This window comes from Streptomyces flavovariabilis (assembly GCF_000725785.1).
Classification (GTDB): domain Bacteria; phylum Actinomycetota; class Actinomycetes; order Streptomycetales; family Streptomycetaceae; genus Streptomyces; species Streptomyces hawaiiensis.
On record NZ_JNXD01000076.1, the window covers coordinates 1 to 1,031 of the forward strand.

Annotated in this window: 1 protein-coding gene; it reads right to left on the reverse strand. The window is 63.3% G+C overall.

All coding sequences use genetic code 11. The features are described 5' to 3' along the window. Positions 1 to 151: 151 nt before the first annotated feature. Positions 152 to 727, reverse strand: coding sequence for a peptidoglycan-binding domain-containing protein (locus tag IO24_RS0139950; RefSeq protein ID WP_031144789.1), 576 nt, complete (start codon positions 725 to 727; stop codon positions 152 to 154). Between the last annotated feature and the right edge of the window lie 304 nt (positions 728 to 1,031).

The following is a 1,031-nucleotide window of genomic DNA, read 5'->3' on the forward strand; positions in this document are numbered from 1 at the left end:
AACGGCTCGATCCACTTCGGATCATCCGCTGAGATCACCCCACCCATGCCCAGCCAACGCACCAACCGCCACACCGGTTACGGGACAACCTCTAGGCAGCGGCTCGCGGCCCGGATACTAGAACCTGCGCTGTCCTTCGGCAACAGTGGTGCTAATTCACGTCCTGACAGGTGTGGTAGTCGTAGCCCGCCTGGCGCCAAGTGCTTTGGCGGTCAAGAAAGAGGTACTTGCCCTCGGTGTTACGCCTGAAGGGCTCACTGTGGTCCTTGCCGACGTAGCCCAGGTGCAACGTTGCGCCCGCAGCAGTGCTGCCGGATTGTTTGTACATGCCCCGGAAAATGTCGCCGGGCTGCTTGATCGCTCTGTTGAGCGTGTCCGGTCCTACAATGCCGTCATCATCCAGCCCCCAGCGCCGCTGGAGACTCTTTGTCGCCTGATCGGTGCGGGAACCGAAATGCCCGTCGATGTCGGGGAGCTCGAACTTGCTGCCGTTGTTGAGAGTGGCGCCCTCGGCGTAAAGGATCCGCTGCCACATGCAGGTGGCGTTGGAGTCCGGGTGTTCCCACAGGGACAGAGGCCCCTCGTCGTTGAAGTCGTCCGTCCACTGGTCGTAGCCCCTGATCCACCCGTCGGATGTATTGGCGGAGGCGGGGCCGACACCCACGGCCAGGACTCCGATGGAGGCCAGGGCGATGGCGGCGGCGCCGAGGCGCTTGCGGTGTCTCATGTTTCTCTCCCCCGTTGTCTGGGCGCACCCTCGTACCTTGGGATGGCCTGGGTGAACCGGATGCTACTGGGCTCCCGGCTTCGGCGTACCCTGCAAACTCATAGGGTGAGGCCGGAGTTCAGATCCCGGTGTCGAGCCACGTGCCTGCCTGCCTGATCGGTTTCCGCCGACGGCTGTCCCCGTCCCAAAATCCCTCGGCGGGCTAAGACGGTGTCTTGATTGGCGATAGCTCGTTGCTCCGGGCATGGACATAGTTGAGCGACTGGTGCCGGACGGGCTGTGGGAGATCTTCCAGGACGTGGCG